The sequence below is a fragment of the Pseudomonadota bacterium genome (assembly GCA_018242545.1).
GTDB lineage: Bacteria > Pseudomonadota > Alphaproteobacteria > 16-39-46 > 16-39-46 > 16-39-46.
Genome location: JAFEBT010000042.1, coordinates 1 through 16,409, shown reverse-complemented (window position 1 = coordinate 16,409; position 16,409 = coordinate 1). Strand labels below are relative to the sequence as shown.

Sequence of the window (16,409 nt, the reverse complement as noted above, 5' to 3'; positions counted from 1 at the left end):
TTTTAACCTTTGCTTCTTCTATTATTTGGTTAAAATGAAAAGTGGACACAACCTATGAAAAACCCAGGAAAAAAATTAAAAAATATGGTTTTAAATATTTCTTCATACTTGGATATTTGTCCTCATTGTGCAACAACTTTATTCCATAATTCTTCTTTAAGAGAAACTTTTATTAGGGATCTTACAACGAAGCTTAATGAAAAAGGAGTTCATGTGGGGGGACACATAAAACTCGTGAATGTAATATCGTCAAATCAGGAATTTATGCATAGCAGGTCTCATAAACCTGTTTCTGAAGAAGCCGTTCATCCAAATTCTTTTAACAAATTACCCTCTTGGGTGCTACAAATAACTTCTGCTGATTTAAAAAAGTTACCTAGAAAATAGGCTCTGTAAAGAGGATGAAATTTGGAATGAAAAGATATTTTATAGCTTTTTTAACATTAATTTTTATGAATTTTGAGATCAAAGCAATGGACACTTTGGAGCCACATGACACAGGCTCACAAATAAATCGAAAAAGAAAAAACTGTTCAACAAAAAGTGGGATTCGGAAAAGAACAGATATGAAGCAGGATATAGATAAAATACAACAAACAATTCAGGATGCAGAATTTGCTTTAGTCGTTGATTTACATCCTAATATTAACAAAATTATACAAGATTTAGCTCCACTTTTTAAAGAAGACGAGTCTTTAAAGGTTGCCCTAAAAGAAGATAATGGGAAAGCTCAATCTCTTTATGCACAAGCTCTTTGGATGATGGACAAAAAAATAGACGCAGCACCGTGGTTTTTTAAAGCAGCTGAATATCAAAATGAGGATGCTTTGCAAGAGATCAGTATAACTTCTTCTCAAGCTTTAACACTTTTAAACGAAGGTAAACATAAAGAGGCCCTAGATCAGTATATAAAGGATCTTAAAGAGCTCTTACATACTTATAGATCAGATTTAAACTTAACATAATTTTCTATCATTATTATATCCTTTCTTATTTTTTACTTTGGGAATTTTTTGTTACAAGAAACCATACTTGAAAATTTAAAAATTTAAAGATAGAATTATTAAAAAATAAATCAAGACGATGTTCTGTTACTTGAAATTGTGGTCCTAAAACTCTCTAATCTTTGATCTACGTTTCAAATATTGTAGTTTATATTTTTTAATATGAAAGGTCATGATAATGAAATTAAAATTTATTATCGTTTTTTTATAAGTTTAATAAGTTTTTCGGAAGCAACTTGGGCAATGCTACGAGTTAGAGATACAAGTTCTTCTGTCCAAGGAGATGAACAAGCGGATGGTATGTTTTCTAAATTTAGAAGTATGAGTGTTGATCACGCATATAGTCCTGCTACGTCCTATAACCCAAAAGGAAAAAGTGCCTATGGAGAGAGAAGTAAAATTTCTTTTAGAGGAGGGAGGGGAGGACATAAAGAAACGCGCCAAGAATATGCAGAAAGAAGAAGACGTATAGATGAAGAAAAACTGGAAAAAACCCGAAAATATGCTGAAAGTTTGGGCATTACAGGGGTAAATCATATGACTGCAGATACATTAAAAAGAGAAATTCAAGATAAAAAAGATCAAAAAAGACGGCAAAGAGAGCAAAAAGAATATGAGGAATTACAAGACCTAAGAAAGAAGGCAAGAAGTTTGGGAGTTTTTATGGCAGAGTTTGGTGATGCCCCTACGTTAAGGAAGGCAATCCAATCTAAGGAACATCAGAAAAGATTGGAAGAAAAAGAACGAGAAGGAAAAGAATTTATCCGTTCTCTCTTTGAATCAGATAGATATGAAAGTAATTCTTCAAGGTCATTCTCTTCTGGCACAAAGCGTGCTTCATCTTCTTCATCACGTCCTCTGCCACCTGGTACCTATGAAGTATTCACGTCAGGGCAACGTCCTGGTAAACGTCATTTCGTAACGCCTGCTGGCAGCCCTTCGTGCTCATCAAGAGACTGGCCAGAAGGCTGAGAAGAGGATAACATAAAGAGTTCTATCAAATTTCTGATGATGCTAGAGCAAAAAAATGGGAAGAGCCATAAAATGACCAAAACACCATTTGAAGATATTTTTCAGCGAATCTGCCAGAACTTGTTTGATGCAAAATGGTCTATTTAATCGAGCTTTTCATAAACCTTTCGGATCTGAAAGCCACGTCTTTTGGAAGACACTTGAAAAACGCGTCCAAGATACTCTCCCATAATCCCAATTCCTACCAAAAGAAGCCCAATTAAAAAATAAAGAATGGCAAAAAGCGTAAAGACACCTTCAGCTTCAGGGCCTATCGTTAATCTGCGGATAAAGAGATAAATGACGAGAAGTCCACTTAAAAATGAGACAATAAACCCGCAGAATGTAAATAATTGAAGAGGAACAAGCGAAAAACTTGTCATGAGATCAAAGGTAACCCGGATAAGTTTATAAAGACTGTATTTCGAATCTCCTGCGGCTCTTGGATCATGTCTTACAGGAATTTCTGTAGGATGGCCGGCCAACTTATAAGCAAGAGCAGGAATAAAAGTTGAACTTTCATGAAGACGTGCAATTTCATCCACAATTTCTCTTGAATAAGCTCTAAGCATACATCCTTGATCTGTCATTACAATATCTGTAATAAGACCCCTAATCTTATTCATAAGACGTGACGAATAGGTTCTAAAAATATTATCTTTTCGTCCATCTCTATAACTTCCGACGTAATCATATCCCTCATTCATTTTGGAAAGAACTTTAGGAATTTCCTCAGGAGGATTTTGAAGGTCGGCATCTAAATTAACAATAATTTGTCCTCTAACGCGCTCGAAAGCTGCGAGAATCGCCATATGTTGTCCAAAATTGCCATTAAATTCAATGATACGAACTTGATGGGGTCTTAAATCAAAATATGATTTGAGAATAAGAGCGGACCGATCTTTACTTCCATCATTGGTAAAAATAATTTCATAAGATGTGTTATTTTTTTGTGCATACGCATCCATAGTTTTTGTTAAACGTTCCCATAAAATGGGAAGGGTTTCTTCTTCGTTGTAGATAGGAACTACAATTGAAATCTCTGGCTTAAAAGGCGTTCTTTCAGAAGAAAGTTTTGTCTTTGTACTTTTTTTTAAGGGCTTATCAGAAAGAATTTTTGTCATAATGCATAGTTCCCTATCAAATGTTTTTGTTAAAAATAATAGAAAGGCTTTCAATAACGCGATCTTGATCTTCCTCACTCATAAGAGGAAAAAGAGGAAGACTAAAGATTCTCTCAGAAACCCACTCAGAATTCGGGAAGTCACCCACTTTATAGCCAAAGTTTTTTTGATAATAGGTAAAAAGATGAGGGGCATCATAATGAAGTCCAATCCCAATACCAAGATCTTTCATTTTTTGAATAAGGTCGTCTCTTGAGAATCCGACATATTCTATATTAAGGCAAGGAGCAAAAAGGTGCCATGAATGTTTATGCTCAAAGTTTTGAAGATGGGGGGGAAGAATAAGTTCTGGCCAGGCGTTCAATTTTTCAAGATATCGTGTTGCAAGCTTTGCGCGCTGATCGATAAAATTTTCAAGTTTTTTAAGTTGATGAATACCAATTCCTGCTTGGACATCTGACATGTTAAATTTTAAAGCAGGTTCAACAACGTCGTAATGTTGAGAACCTTTTTTTGTAAATCGATCCCAAATATCTCTGTCAATACCATGAAACCGAGCTGTGGAGAGTTTTTTTAAGAAGCGATCATGGTGAAGACTAAGAGCACCTCCTTCAATCGTTGTTATATTTTTATTAGGATGAAAACTAAAAACCTGCATGTCTCCAAAAGCGCCAATTCTTTTATTTTTATAACACGTTCCGATAGCTTGGGCAGCGTCTTCTATGACGACAAGATTATATTTTTTTGCAAGGTCATAAAGTGGGTCTAAATCAACAGAAAGGCCTGCAAAGTGAACAGGTAAAATAACACGTGTTTTAGAGGTAATGGCTTCTTCAATCTTTGAAATGTCGATATTATAAGTTTTTGGATCTATATCAACAAGAATAGGTTTGCCTCCTGCCATAACAATAGTGTTTAAGGTTGCAACAAATGTAAATGCTGTTGTTATGACTTCATCTTCTTCTTGAAGGTTAAGGGCTTTAAGAGCGATATATAACCCAGCTGTTCCAGAAGCTAAACTTAAAACATATGGGCAATTAAGATAATTCTTTAAGTCTTCTTCAAATTTTTGTACGCGTGGGCCTGTTGTGATCCATCCAGACTTAAGACATTGAATAACTTCTTGAATTTCATCTTCATTGAATGTTGGTTTTGAAAAAGGTAAAAAAGGTTTTTCTTCAGCTGCGCGCAACAAGGCAAACACCTCCCATAATGGTTAGAATCCCAAGAATACGAATTAAAGATAAGGGCTCATTTAATAAAAAATGTCCACCTAAAGCTGTAAAAACATAGCTTAAACTGACAAGGGGAAAAGCATATGTAACATCAACGCGTGAAAGAACTAAAAGCCAAATCCCAAGCGTCAAAGGTTGTAAGATGATCCCAATAATAATATACGGATTTCCTATAATTGAGACAAGAAAGGGACCTATATTCTTAAAGCAAAATTCAAAATGACCAATCGTCTGCATTCCGGTTTTTAGAAAAAGTTGTATGGTTGCATTTAAAAATGCACAAGACAAAATCATTAAAAAATAAAGCATTCTAGTTCCTTAAATTTAATGGTTACAAATCAATACATAATGACTTGAAGCAGCACAATTTGGAAGTTGTATTTTTGGCAAGAGAGGGATTAATTTTTTAGGAAGATTCATTTCCTCAAAGCTTTGAAGTGCATTTTTCTTGATAACGGCACAAACCTTTTGAGAAGAAGACCATTTTTTAGAAAATTCTGAAAGAGGTGCTACCCAAGGTGTAGATTCTTGGCTTATTCCAAACTTGAGTTCTCCTACTGAATCAAAAACAGGTATTGGATGCGGAAGATTTAGATATATAGCTAAATCAGGAGGATAGGTTTTAAGGGTTATAATTTCTGTTGAAGACGGGATCTTTTCTTGGATTGTAAAGGCAATGCTTTTTGTCGTTTGGTAAGGAATAAGAGAACCAAGAGAGGCAATAAAGATATAAAATATAAAAGTCCCCATAAAAATAATTATAATTTCTGGAAGAAGCCTTCTAAAACGTGTAATTTTTATGAGGAGGGGCCCTAAAAAAATCCCGTTCCAAAGAAAGAAAATACCAAAAGGGATATAAGGCGTAAGGGATTCAGAGATAACTGATGTGAAAAAAGAAAGACCAATAAGCCCACATGTTAAAAGAAAAAGGAGGCCAATATAAACTTTATATTCTAGGGATATTTTTTCCTGAATTTTTGTCTGGAGAAAGACCCCTATAAGAAGACTTAAACTGGGAAAGACAGGTAAAATATATGGGATAAGTTTAGAATTTGAAATGGAAAAAAATAGAAAGGTAAAAACTGTCCATATTAAAAGAAAGCCCTCTTTTTCATTTAAAAATCCTTCTTTTAAAAGAGTTTTTCCGATTTTTTTAAGAGTTTGAAAAGCATAAAAAATCCAAGGGAAAAGCCCAATGATCAAACAAGGGAGGAAAAACCAGAGAGGTTGGCTGCGTGAATGTAAGGTTGTTGTATATCTTAAAAAATGCTCATGAACAAAATAAAACCATAAAAATTCAGGATTTTCAAGGGACACAAGAATATGCCAAGGAAGAACAGTCAGTAAAAAAATAAAAAGTGAGGTTGGGAGATAAAGTGGCCATAATTTTCGCCAAAGCTTATAAAAAGTCAACCAAATCACAATAATTGGGCCCGCAAGCGCAAGTGTGACGACACCTTTTGTTAAAAAAGAAAGCCCTAAGAAAAAGCTTGCACCATACATACATAACCGTCTTTTTAGAGAAACAGGCGTATAAAATCCTGTTAGGAAGCTCAAGAGTCCCAAGCTTAAAAAAGTTGTTAAAGCCATATCCAGAATAACAATATGTGCCAATGCAAAATAAAGAGCAGAAGTCATAAGAGTGAGGGCAGCATAAAAGCCTGTCTTTCGACTAAAAAGAAATTGTCCCATAAGATAAATAGAAAGAACGCCAACAAGAGCAAGTATCATAGGAACAAGCCGTGCAGCCCATTCATTAATTCCAAAAGCTTTTAAGGAGAGTGCCTCCATCCAATAAAATAAAACAGGTTTTTCGAAATACTTTATCCCATTAAGCCGTGGCGTAATAAAATCATGTGTTAGAAGCATTTCTCTTGGGATTTCGACATATCTGCCTTCATCTGGATTGGCGAGAGGTCGTGATCCAAGAAATGCCCCAAAGAGTGTTGTCGCAAGAACAAAAAGGATAAAGAGATCTTGAAAAATGGGTTTTTTAAAAGAAGAAAAGAAGGGTGTCATTCTTAAATTTTATTTTTAAGGGTTGGAAAGGCAATCACATCTCGAATACTTGGAGAGTTCGTCAAAAGCATAACAAGCCTGTCAATTCCAATACCAAGGCCTCCGGTAGGGGGCATTCCGTATTCAAGTGCTTTCAAAAAGTCATAATCCATATGATGGGCTTCTGAATCTCCAGACTCTCGGTTTTTGACTTGGAGCTCAAATCGTTTTTGTTGTTCAACAGGATCATTAAGCTCAGAAAAAGCATTTGCAATTTCCCACGTATTGATAAAAGTTTCAAAACGTTCGACCAAACGAGGATCTGAGCGATGTGTTTTTGCAAGCGGGGAGATTTCAAGAGGATAATCTGTAACATGTGTCGGTTGAATAAGGTGAGGTTCAACACGTTCTTCAAATATTTTTTCAATGATTTTTCCCCAACCATCAGAAGCCTCAATTGCAATACCTAAGGTTTGAGCAGCTTTTTGAGCTTCTTCAGAATCTTTAATTTCCAAAAAATTAATACTCGTATGTTTTTGAACGAGAGAACACATGCTTTCTGCCTTCCAAGGAGATGTAAAATCAATCATTTTATCTCCCATAGGTAAAATAAGCGTTCCAAAAATCTTTTCAAGAACATGGGTTACAATGTTTTCTGTTAAACGCATGATATCGGTATAATCAGCATAGGCTTGGTAAAGCTCAAGCATTGTAAATTCTGGATTATGACGCGTAGAAATTCCTTCATTTCGAAAGTTTCTATTGATTTCAAAAACTTTGTCTGAAAGTCCACCGATGATTAAGCGCTTTAAATAGAGCTCTGGAGCGATCCTTAAGTAAAGTTCAGTATCTAAAGCATTATGGTGGGTTTTAAAGGGACGTGCTGCGGCGCCTCCTGGAATTGGATGAAGCATGGGGGTTTCAACCTCTAAAAAGCCTTGATCTTTAAGATACCCTCTTATTTCTTGTATAATTTCGGCGCGTTTTCGAAGTGTATGTCGTGTTTCTTCATTCATAATAAGGTCAAGGTAACGTTGTCTGTAACGTGTTTCTTGATCTTGAAGACCATGATATTTTTCTGGAAGAGGGTGAAGAGACTTTGATAAAATTTCAAAAGTTTGAGCATTTAAAGTTAATTCTCCCCGGGGCGTGCGACGAACACGCCCTTTAACACCAATAATATCTCCAATGTCCAAGAGTTTTAATTCTTCAAAATTTTGAGGGTTTAAAGTATCAGCATGGCAAAAAATTTGAATTTTTCCATCTTTATCTTGAAGATCAATAAACATACCACTGTTGCGTATGGAGCGGATACGTCCTGCAATTTGAGCATGGGTTTGAGTTTCCGCTCCTTTTTCAAGAGATTCAAATTGATGTTGAAGTCTCCCGGCGGTTGTCGTTGTCGTAAAGAAGGGAGGATAAGGATTTTTTCCAAGACCTCGATATTCTTCTATTTTTTTAAGGCGTGTTAAACGGAGTTCTTGTTCTAAAGCGGAATGAAGGTCAGGAGAAGAGGCATTCGTCATGATTGTCCTAAAGAATAAAGTTCAAAAAAAATTAAAAATCTATGCAAGTGAGGTTCCGCCTACTGTTAACGCTGAAATCAGCAAAGAAGGCTGGCCAACACCCACAGGAACATTTTGGCCATTTTTACCACAAGTTCCTACACCCGAGTCAAGATGCATATCATTTCCAATCATCGTAATTTTACGCATAATATCGGGGCCATTTCCAATCAGGGTTGCCCCTTTTATAGGAGAGGTTATCTTTCCATTTTCAATAAGATAGGCTTCAGAGGCAGAAAAAACAAAATTCCCAGATGTAATATCAACTTGTCCCCCTCCAAAATTGGCAGCATAAATTCCATTTTTAACAGATTTAATCATTTCTTCTTGGGTATGTGTCCCATTGAGCATGAATGTATTTGTCATACGTGGAAAAGGAAGAGCTGTATAGTTTTCGCGTCGGCCATTTCCAGTGGGTTTCATTCCCATGAGACGTGCATTCAGACGGTCCTGCATATACCCCACGAGAATTCCGTCCTCAATGAGCACCGTTCTTTCCGTTGGCGTCCCTTCATCATCAATGGTCAAAGACCCTCTGCGATCGGGGAGCGTCCCATCATCTATGACTGTTACGCCCTTGGAAGCAACTTGTTTCCCCATTAAATCAGAAAAAATAGAGCTTTTTTTACGATTAAAATCTCCTTCAAGTCCATGACCGACTGCTTCATGTAAAAGAACTCCGGGCCAGCCTGATCCAACAACAACTGGCATCTCACCCGCAGGGGCTGGATGGGCATCACAATTTAAAAGAGCTTGTCGCAAAGCTTCGTGAACATAAAACTTCCAAGTTTCTTCATTGATAATGCGGTCATATAAGAAACGCCCGCCGCCACTATAGGATCCTGTTTCCATACGGTTGCCTGTTGAAACAAGAAGACTTATGCTCAAGCGAACGAGGGGCCTGATATCTTCTCTCAAGGATCCATCAGATCTTAAAATGGAAATACGTTGCCACTCTCCAGCCAAAGAGACCATCACTTGTTGAACACGAGGATCGAGATCTCTTGAAAAAGCATCAATCTTAGAGAGTAGATCTACTTTTTTTTCAAATGAAATACCCTGGAGAGGATTGTCATCCGTATAAAGATGTTGATTTGTGCGCTGCGGAGAAAGATCAACCACACCTGTATATCCCTTCGAAAGAGAGTGGGTTGTTTTAATGGCGCGTTCAAGGGCTTGAGCTGAAAGCTCTGAAGCATGGGCGTAAGCAGTAGCCTCTCCAATTACTGATCTTAAGCCAAATCCTTGAGTAACATCAAAGCTTGCACTTTTAATGCGTCCATCTTCGAGAGAGAGGCTTTCTGAAAGGGTGTGTTCGAGAAAAAGTTCGCCATCATCTGTGTGTTGCAAAGCGCTTTCAACCGCTTTGATGGTTTTATCTTTGTCGAGCGCATTTTCATGAAAAAAAAGTTCATCATTTGAAACTTCTTCTGTTGAAGGCTTCAAAGAGGCGGGGGCTGACAAAGAGGTCATTATCAAATTCCTTAAGCATATGAAGATTTAAATAAAAAGTAAGCCAGTATTTTCTCGTAAAGATTACCTATAACAAAGTATTTCAAATATTATAAGTCCTTATATAAAAAAAATTCGGCTGTAAGAGCATGGTTTTTAATGATTTAATCATTGTTTAAAGGTTTAATATTGGGGAAGGGTTCTTTAAATTTGAAATTACTTCCATCTTTAGCCCGGATATTGCACGAGAGGAGTGGTAAAACCTTTAATAATCCTTTATAAATAAAGGGATTTGCAATGAAAATAAAAAAAGTTTTACCATGACAAACTGTAATAGACCTGCTGCGTAAGTAAAAAGAAAAAGGAAGATTGAGGAAGTGAAGATTCGCTTTTTCTCAGAAGCTTTCAAAGAGAAGGAAATCCATTCTTAACATAAGTTCAACATAAGAAATAATTAAGGCATTGAAAAAATTGAATTTTTAGAGAAAGGGATGATAACTCTCCCCTAATTGCGTTAGCCTGGATATTGCATGAGAAAACAAAAAATAACTCTCAATCCGATACAAATAAAGACTTTTAAGCGTTTAATAAAAATACAAATTGTATTTTTGATTTTTTGCCATAAATGACCTGGATTCTAGATATACTTTAAGCTTTTTAAGAAAATGTAAGCTCTTCGTGAAATATCCAGGTTAGTTTGGATGAATTATGATCTCTTTCTCTGAAAAGTCAATTTTTTCAATGTCTTAATTATTTTTTATGTCGAACTGACGTTAAAAATAAAAGTTAGAATTTTTGCTCTAACTTCACTTCAAGGCTTCATTTTTGAAGAGATAGATTTTTATTACTTTTTTCTTTTGACAAGACACATGGCAGAAACAACTTTACACTAGACTTCTTTCGAAACTCAAGAGATAAGCTCCCAGTTATAAATGCCGGCAATTAAATTGAAGCGAAGACCAAACCTCTTTCGCCTATTTCTATATTTGTCAGAAATGATTTTAAAACGTTTAAGCATTCCAATAACATTTTCATTCAAGACACGTTCACTGGCTAATTCCTTATTACGCTTCTTATCTTCTTTTGTAAGAGGATGTTTTTTGCTTCGCTTTTTAGGAAGCTCGGAATTTATATGAAGCTTGTGTATTCCTTGATATCCGGTATCTGTTATAACTCTTACTTTAGATTGGATATATGTCTTAGATTCCTTGAACACTCTAAAATCATGTCTTTTCCCATGAGAAAAAGACATACAAATCACTTCTTCTGTCTTTTTGTCAATCACAACTTGGCTTTTTAGGGTATGTCTCTTCTTCTTTCCTGAATAATAGTTTCTTTGCTTTTTTTTGGCCTTTCTATTGGACTTTCTGTGGAATCGATCAGAATAACTTTATATTCTATATCATTCTTCAAGAGGGCCTTCCGTCCTGGAAGAGCAAAATCTTTATGCTTGACCAATGTGTCTTCTATCCATTTAATCGCTTTATAGGCTGAGCTTTCACTGATTCCATAACTCTGGCTCGTATGAAAATAGGTGCGATACTCTCGAATATATTCCAATGCCATCAACAGTTGATCCTCAATGCTTAACTTATTCTTTCTTCCTCCTCGGGATTTCTTTTGTTTATCGGCTTCCTTTAGAATATTAACCATTTTTATAAATGTTGGATGCTTAACTCCTGTTAATCTTCTAAACTTTTCTCTTCCTAATTCTTTGATCTGATTGTATTTCTTCCTCCAATCAGATTCTTTTTACATATTTTTATTTAAAAAGATAGTTTCGAAAAAGGTCTACTATCAATAAGCATATTTCGCCCGAGCCTATAGGTACGGTTATCATGCCTTTGTTTTTCAACATCAGTGATAGTTAAGCTAGCGTATTCGGGAAATTGCTCCGCTAGGAGATTATGTGTAAGATCAAGGGTTAGAATAATCGATTTGTCGTTCATAATGTTACCTCTATCACCGTTACTGGGTGAGACTTAAATTCATCCATACCCATTTTCCTCTTATGTTTTCTTTACGGTAGAATGAGTTTTTCCATTGTTCTGGCATTTTTTGGAGCAATATTTAACATCATCCCAAACTTTTTCCCATTTTTTTCTCCATGTGAAAGCTCGCTGACACACAACGCATATTTTTTCTGGAAGATGATTTTTCTTAACACCTTTTGGCATTAAAGCTTCCCATCGTTCATTGTTTTTAAAATATCAGAAGCTTTGGCAATAATGGCGCTTTTTTTAGATACTTCGAACTTATCCCATGTCGCATACATAAAAGACAAGCGGGGAATTTTTGAAAACTTATTACGATGCTTATAGAGGAAACTCCAATACAAGGCATTAAAGGGACAGGCTCTGGGGCCCGTCATATCTTTCACATCATAATAACACTGTTTACAAAAGTTACTCATTTTATGGATGTATTGGCCGCTTGCAGCATAAGGCTTGCTTGCAACAATACCCCCATCTCCAAAAAGGGCCATGCCAAGGGTGTTGGGCATTTCCACCCATTCATAGGCATCACTATAAACAGCTAAATACCACTCTTGTACTGCTTTGACATCTACGCCCGTAAGAAGGGCAAAATTTCCTGTCACCATGAGGCGTTGAATGTGGTGGGAATAGGCATGAATTTTAGTATGAGAAACAGCCTCTGAGACACAGGCCATGTGCGTGCTACCTCCCCAGTAAAACTCAGGAAGCGGTGTTTTTGCCTCAAGGTTATTAAGCTCGCCATATTCAGGCATTTTGAACCAATAAATTCCCCGGATAAATTCTCTCCACCCAAGAACTTGACGGATAAACCCTTCGGCTGAATTAAGTGATACTTTACCAACTTTATAAACTGCTTCAGCTTTTTCACATACTTCAAGGGGCAGCAAAAGACCTATATTGATATAAGATGATAAAAGAGAGTGAAAAAGATAGGCTTCACCCTTAAGCATGGCATCTTGGTAATCACCAAAGTGTGGCAAAATTTTATCAATAAAATGATCCAACTCCATCAAAGCTTGATTCCGTGTGATGGCATAATAAAATGGATCTAAATCACCGAAATGGTGATTAAAATGATTGCGAACCAAATCTAAAACGCTTTTTAAGATGTCTGATTTTTTATGGCTAATGCGTTTTATGGGTATGATGTTTGAGGATGGGGGTTTACGGTTTTCCTTGTCATAGTTCCAAAGCCCTCCCGCGGGAGATCCATCAGATTCCATGAGAAGATTATACTTTTTTCGCATCGTTCGATAAAAGTATTCCATGCGCAGCTCTTTTTTATTCTCTGCCCACTGCTTAAATTCATCTATACTGCATAAAAAACGATCATCCGAAAAAATTTCTACATGCACATTTAAAGATTTTTCCCATGATTTTATAGTCTCTTGGAAATGATATTCACCGGGCTCTGTGACAATAATTTTCTGAATGGAATGATCATGAACAGCTCTTTTGACTTCACCCGTTAAATTATGCGTATTGAATGGGTTATCAAAATCAATATACTTAACATTAACCCCCTTAAATCTTAACTCTTCGGCAAAATGACGCATGGCTGCAAACCATAGGGCAATTTTTTTTGGATGATGGGGAATACGTGTCACTTCATCCCGTAACTCACACATTAGGACGATATCATTGGGCTGAATATTCTTTAATGAAGAAATAGAATGAGATAACTGATCCCAAAAAATAAAGCGTAGTGTTGTCATGAGGTGTATCCTAAAAATTAAAGCTCATTTGTTTTTTTACCTCTTTAGATTTTTTTATGGATGATTGACGGCTGCCTAATTTTGTATGGGTCGCCTTCGCTATTTCCTTAAAACCAGCACTTTTTCTGCGTTCGAATATTTTTTCTTTGGCATACTGAAGAGATTTTTCATGATCCACAATGGGTTTTATATAAAATTTATCAAATCCTTCATATTTCCAGGGTTCATGAATAAAAGATTTTGGAATATTTTTGAGCTCTGGCACATACCTCAAAATAAATTTTCCATCTGGATCATGGTCGAATGATTGCTTTATAGGGTTATAAATTCTAATAGTATTAATGCCTGTAACGCCCGATTGCATTTGAAATTGAGCATAATGAATGCCTGGTTCATAATCCGTAAAAAGACCAGCCATATAGGGGGCTGTTTTTCTCCAATCAAGCCACAAGTGATAGCTTGCAAAAGATACAAGCATCGCTCGCATGCGAAACGTAATCCATCCATTTTGTATAAGGCTTCGCATACAGGCATCAACCAAGGGATAACCTGTATTACCAGACTTCCACGCTTGGAAATAGTCCTCTCTAAAGGAAAATTCTCGCATGCCTTCAAAAGCTCGATGCATGCACTGTGTTTCAATTTCTGGTTGTTGTTCCAGCTTTTGGACAAAATGACAACGCCATGCGAGACGAGACAAAAAAGACCGTAGATTATACTGTAAATCTTTTTCCTGTTGCCCCTGGTTTTTTAAGTCTTGAATTTTTTGCTTGGTTGCCTGTTCAATTTCACGTACCGATAATGTGCCATAAGCAATATGAGCACTGAGCCGGGAGCAATGACCGGCAGAAATACCAGGTTTGGAGATTGTGAGCATGTATTTTTTACTACGCTCTTGCAAAAAAGAGTCGAGTGTCTTTAAACCTTCTATGCGCCCTCCCGCCTGAACCCTTCCTCCAGTATTTTTTCCAAACAACGGATGGTCTTTAGAGGCAATGGATTCTGTTGTAATGCCTTTGTAAAAAGAAATACCCTCGGGGGCAGGTAAAATCTCTTGTGCCATGCGTGTATTGCGCAAATAAGACCATTCATCTCTATGTTTCAGACGACGCACGACGCTGTTTGATGGGAATTCATGCCAAAGAATACCGTTTTCTCTGCACCATTTTTCCACAGCAATATCACGCTTAAAAGTCCATGCGTTTCCTGTCTCTTCATGAGACCATAATGTGAATAATCCTAATTGCTTTCGAAAATCTTCCAAAACATCAATGACATTGGCTTTTCGTATAATGAGTTTGCCGCCATGTTCATAAAAAACTTGATTTAAGTCTCGTAAGGTATCGTGGATAAAATACCAATGCCGCCATGAGGTATCAGGTTGTTCCCATAGTTCAGGTTCAATGATATACAAAGGTATAATTTCACCAGATTGCGCAGCTTTAAAGAGAGGTGCATGATCTTTGATGCGTAAATCACGTTTAAACCATACAATATTCATTCATAGTGCTCGTATTTTTTACTATGTTTTGCAAAGCGCCCTGAAACACGCTTTCTCCACAAACAAAAGCTCGATGGTTTCAAGGATTTTCGCATCAAGGCAATGACCTTATTTTGAGATAATCCTGTTGTTTTATGGATGGTCTCAAAAGAAGTTTTATCACACCATGCCATAGCGATAATATCGCTGATCTCTTTTTCGTTCATGGAAAAATCTCTTTTCCATCCCACGCAAAGCATTTGCCGCTTTTATCAGGTGTTAAAGATACTATAACCTGAAGCAATTTTTCTACGGATTGATGGGGGGTGAATAATTGTTCTTTAGGAATATTCTTATGAAAGGGTCTCGATAAATTTGTGTCCACCGTTCCTGGGTGGAGACCTACAGCAATTGCATTTTTATTACGTCGTCCTATTTCAATAGCCGCATTTTTGATGATCATATTCAATGCAGCTTTTGAAGCCCGATAAGCATACCATCCTCCCAATTCATTATCAGAAATACTGCCTACGCGCGCAGAAAGTACGGCAAATACAGAAGTCTTATCGCGATTTAAATGAGGTAAAAAATATTTAGCAATCAACGCAGGAGCAATCGTATTGACTTCAAAAATGGTTTGAAATTTCTCTCTAGATAGCTCTTTTATAGATTTTTCCGGCATAATATCTTGATTATGGAGTATGCCATTAGTGACGATCACAAGATCAAAAGGCCCCGTTTTGGATGCAATATTCGCTGACTCAGCAATAGAATCTTCCTTTGAATAATCAATTTCATATGGACCTTTGCGAGAAAAGGCATACAGGTTTGCCCGTGGATATTTTTGATATAATACCTCAACAAAGGCTTTCCCAATACCTCCTGAAGAACCTATCACAGCAATATTTTTTAAGTTTAGCATGGTAATTCATTCCTGACATTTAATGGTGCTAATATTTTTGAAAGTGATTCTTGAATTGTTGGATAAAAAAAATTGAAATCCATAGTTGACTGCTTTTTTCGGTAAGACCTTTTCTTCATTTAGCATAATCTCTTCTGCCATTTGAACAAAAATGATTTTAAAAACAAATTCTGGTGTTTTTAAAAAGCATGAATGACTCAAAACACCCGCAAGGGCTAAGGAAAACTCTTTATTCGTCATAGGATTGGGGGAGGTGGCGTTCACAGGTCTTTTGAGACTTTCTTGGCGTATAATAAGAAGAATGAGTTCAATAAGATTATCTTTATCAATCCAAGACAACCATTGTTGCCCATCACCAATTTGACTGCCCAGCCCTAGACAAAAACTTGGAAAAAGCTTTGCGAGCATTCCTCCCTCTTGTTCAAGAACAGGACCAATTCTTAAAAGGACGGTTCTTATGCCTTGCGCTTTGCCATGAAAGGCTTCCTTTTCCCAAGCATCACAAAGGGCTGTAGAAAATGATCCATTATAGGATTCTGGAACATCTGTTTCCGTAAATGTTTTAAGGTTATGAGTTCCATAATACCCTACGGCTGAAACACTGATGAATAATTCGGGTGGTTTGTCTTGTGCTTTCATATATTCTACAAGGGCTTGGTTGGTTGATAAACGATTGCTGTAAATTCTACTTTTTGAATGCTCTGTCCAACGTTGTGCAATGATTTAGCCAGAAAGATTAATTACGATATTTATAGACGTATTTTGAATATCGGTTAAACTATGAGGTATTGTAAAGTTGTTTCTGTAAATTCAGAAAAAAGTATGAAAGTGACGGTCCATAAATTAACCTTAGTTCGACATAAGAAATAATTAAGACATTGAAAAAATTGACTTTTTAGAGAAACA

At 36.5% G+C, this 16,409-nt stretch carries 16 protein-coding genes and 1 pseudogene; 3 read left to right on the top strand and 14 right to left on the bottom strand.

The window, feature by feature from the left end:
* Positions 1 to 54: 54 nt before the first annotated feature.
* The 3 genes from JSS34_06145 (at position 55) to JSS34_06135 (ending at position 1,976) form a co-directional block, all read left to right on the top strand.
* Positions 55 to 387, top strand: coding sequence for a hypothetical protein (locus tag JSS34_06145; protein MBS0185905.1), 333 nt, complete (start codon positions 55 to 57; stop codon positions 385 to 387).
* Positions 388 to 413: 26 nt separating this feature from the next.
* Positions 414 to 965, top strand: coding sequence for a hypothetical protein (locus JSS34_06140; GenBank protein ID MBS0185904.1), 552 nt, complete (start codon positions 414 to 416; stop codon positions 963 to 965).
* Between the two features lie 282 nt (positions 966 to 1,247).
* Entirely contained in the window at positions 1,248 to 1,976 is a 729-nt protein-coding gene (locus JSS34_06135) for a hypothetical protein (GenBank protein ID MBS0185903.1), read from the top strand.
* Positions 1,977 to 2,119: 143 nt separating this feature from the next.
* Here JSS34_06135 and JSS34_06130 read toward each other — a convergent pair whose 3' ends face one another.
* The 14 genes and pseudogenes from JSS34_06130 to JSS34_06065 form a co-directional block, all read right to left on the bottom strand.
* Positions 2,120 to 3,139: a glycosyltransferase gene (locus JSS34_06130; protein MBS0185902.1), complete on the bottom strand. Its 1,020-nt coding sequence runs from the start codon at positions 3,137 to 3,139 to the stop codon at positions 2,120 to 2,122.
* 16 nt (positions 3,140 to 3,155) lie between these two features.
* Positions 3,156 to 4,331 (bottom strand): DegT/DnrJ/EryC1/StrS family aminotransferase, encoded by a 1,176-nt coding sequence (locus tag JSS34_06125; protein MBS0185901.1) that lies wholly within the window; start codon positions 4,329 to 4,331, stop codon positions 3,156 to 3,158.
* Complete coding sequence (locus JSS34_06120) at positions 4,318 to 4,683, bottom strand: EamA family transporter (GenBank protein MBS0185900.1); 366 nt, start codon at positions 4,681 to 4,683, stop codon at positions 4,318 to 4,320. The genes JSS34_06125 and JSS34_06120 overlap by 14 nt, the downstream gene beginning before the upstream one ends.
* A 15-nt stretch (positions 4,684 to 4,698) precedes the next feature.
* Positions 4,699 to 6,393, bottom strand: a complete 1,695-nt coding sequence (locus JSS34_06115) for a phospholipid carrier-dependent glycosyltransferase (GenBank protein MBS0185899.1) — start codon at positions 6,391 to 6,393, stop codon at positions 4,699 to 4,701.
* Positions 6,394 to 6,395: 2 nt separating this feature from the next.
* Complete coding sequence (gene lysS, locus JSS34_06110) at positions 6,396 to 7,898, bottom strand: lysine--tRNA ligase (protein ID MBS0185898.1); 1,503 nt, start codon at positions 7,896 to 7,898, stop codon at positions 6,396 to 6,398.
* 39 nt (positions 7,899 to 7,937) lie between these two features.
* On the bottom strand, positions 7,938 to 9,410 hold the full coding sequence (tldD, locus tag JSS34_06105; GenBank protein ID MBS0185897.1) for a metalloprotease TldD: 1,473 nt from the start codon (positions 9,408 to 9,410) through the stop codon (positions 7,938 to 7,940).
* Positions 9,411 to 10,296: 886 nt separating this feature from the next.
* Positions 10,297 to 11,108 (bottom strand): annotated as a pseudogene (locus JSS34_06100) (IS5 family transposase).
* 47 nt (positions 11,109 to 11,155) lie between these two features.
* Positions 11,156 to 11,338, bottom strand: a complete 183-nt coding sequence (locus JSS34_06095) for a hypothetical protein (GenBank protein ID MBS0185896.1) — start codon at positions 11,336 to 11,338, stop codon at positions 11,156 to 11,158.
* A gap of 60 nt (positions 11,339 to 11,398) precedes the next feature.
* Complete coding sequence (locus tag JSS34_06090; GenBank protein ID MBS0185895.1) at positions 11,399 to 11,566, bottom strand: DUF2256 domain-containing protein; 168 nt, start codon at positions 11,564 to 11,566, stop codon at positions 11,399 to 11,401.
* Complete coding sequence (locus JSS34_06085; protein MBS0185894.1) at positions 11,566 to 13,101, bottom strand: cryptochrome/photolyase family protein; 1,536 nt, start codon at positions 13,099 to 13,101, stop codon at positions 11,566 to 11,568. Before JSS34_06085 ends, JSS34_06090 begins: the two co-directional genes overlap by 1 nt.
* 10 nt (positions 13,102 to 13,111) lie before the next feature.
* Positions 13,112 to 14,602 (bottom strand): deoxyribodipyrimidine photo-lyase, encoded by a 1,491-nt coding sequence (locus JSS34_06080; GenBank protein MBS0185893.1) that lies wholly within the window; start codon positions 14,600 to 14,602, stop codon positions 13,112 to 13,114.
* A complete protein-coding gene (locus tag JSS34_06075) occupies positions 14,599 to 14,808 on the bottom strand; it encodes a TIGR03643 family protein (protein ID MBS0185892.1) in 210 nt (69 codons plus the stop codon). Before JSS34_06075 ends, JSS34_06080 begins: the two co-directional genes overlap by 4 nt.
* On the bottom strand, positions 14,805 to 15,503 hold the full coding sequence (locus tag JSS34_06070; protein ID MBS0185891.1) for an SDR family NAD(P)-dependent oxidoreductase: 699 nt from the start codon (positions 15,501 to 15,503) through the stop codon (positions 14,805 to 14,807). Before JSS34_06070 ends, JSS34_06075 begins: the two co-directional genes overlap by 4 nt.
* 6 nt (positions 15,504 to 15,509) lie before the next feature.
* A complete protein-coding gene (locus tag JSS34_06065) occupies positions 15,510 to 16,226 on the bottom strand; it encodes a TIGR01777 family oxidoreductase (protein MBS0185890.1) in 717 nt (238 codons plus the stop codon).
* Positions 16,227 to 16,409: the final 183 nt, after the last annotated feature.